Genomic DNA, 1,464 nt, shown 5'->3' on the forward strand with positions numbered 1-1,464 from the left:
GGCCTGCTCGGCGGCGGCGGGCTGCTCGTCGGCCTTCTTCGGCTCCTCGAGCAGCTCGCGCTCCCACTCGGCCAGCGGCTCGTCGGCGCCGACCTGGCCCGCCTCGGGCTTCTCGTCGGCGCCGCGGTTGCGGCCGGAGCGGGCGATCAGACCGTCGGCGACGGCGGCCGCGACGACCTTGGTCAGCAGCTCGGCCGAGCGGATCGCGTCGTCGTTGCCCGGGATCGGGAAGTCGACCTCGTCCGGGTCGCAGTTGGTGTCGAGCACCGCGATCACCGGGATGCCCAGCTTGCGGGCCTCGTCGACGGCGATGTGCTCCTTCTTGGTGTCGACGATCCAGACCGCGGCCGGGAGCTTCTGCATGTCCCGCAGACCACCGAGGGTCTTGGTGAGCTTGATCTTCTCGCGGGAGAGCTGGAGGGTCTCCTTCTTGGTGTAACCGGCGGCGGTGCCGCTCAGGTCACCCAGGGCCTCGAGCTCCTTCATCCGCTGCAGCCGCTTGTACACCGTCTGGAAGTTGGTCAGCATGCCACCGAGCCAGCGGTGGTTGACGTACGGCTGGCCGACCCGGGTCGCCTGCTCGGCGATGGCCTCCTGGGCCTGCTTCTTGGTGCCGACGAACAGGATGCTGCCCCCACCGGCGACGGTGGTGCGCACGAACTCGTACGCCTTCTCGATGTAGTCGAGCGTCTGGCGCAGGTCGATGATGTAGATACCGTTGCGCTCGGTGAAGATGAAGCGCTTCATCTTCGGGTTCCAGCGCCGGGTCTGGTGCCCGAAGTGCACACCGCTCTCCAGCAGCTGACGCATGGTCACGACGGCCATGGTGGGTTACTCCTACGTTGTCCCTGGTTGTCCGTCCGGCCGGCGGCCGGACGCCTGGCGCCCGGTCGCCGGCCAGGGTGGGCCCGGTACGTCAGACCGGGACCAGGGAGGCCGTCGCCCCACGGATGGACCGTGGAGAGGGCACGCGAGGTCGACCGCGCGAGGCGGTCGCCAGTCGACAAGTGTACGCGCCTTCTCCGCACCCCGGCCCCGGGGTGTGTTTCCTGCCCGCCCGGGGTCGGCCCGGCGGTCAGCCGGCGGCGAGGGCGGCGGCCAGGAAGAGCACCAGACCGACGGTCAGGTACGCCGTCGGCGGGCGCAGCCAGCCCCGACTGCCGTCGGCGAGCGCCAGACCACCCGTGCGCAGCCCGTACAGGCCGGCGCCGAAGATCGGCAGCCCGACCACCAGGAACGTCCCCACCACCACGTGCGACGTGGACACCGGGTCGCCCACCAGCCCGTGCAGCAACACCCGCAACGCGGGCACCTCCAGCACCAGCACCAGCACCGCCAGCAGCACCGCGAGCGCCGGGCGCCGGGTCCGGTAGACGCCGTCGCCCGGCGGCGGCCCGTCCGTGCGGGGCACCACCGACGGCATCGGACCGGTCGGCATCTCCAGCGGGTTCGGCGCCGCCGCCG

1 protein-coding gene and 1 pseudogene are annotated in these 1,464 nt (G+C 71.7%); both read right to left on the minus strand.

The features are described 5' to 3' along the window. Positions 1–825: 30S ribosomal protein S2 (gene rpsB, locus HUW36_RS32740; protein WP_174531572.1), on the minus strand; the 825-nt coding region annotated here is incomplete at its 3' end. A gap of 250 nt (positions 826–1,075) precedes the next feature. Beyond that, positions 1,076–1,464, minus strand: a pseudogene (locus HUW36_RS32745) (hypothetical protein); the annotation flags it as partial.

It is taken from the genome of Micromonospora maritima (assembly GCF_902825405.1).
GTDB classification, from domain to species: Bacteria; Actinomycetota; Actinomycetes; order Mycobacteriales; family Micromonosporaceae; genus Micromonospora; species Micromonospora maritima.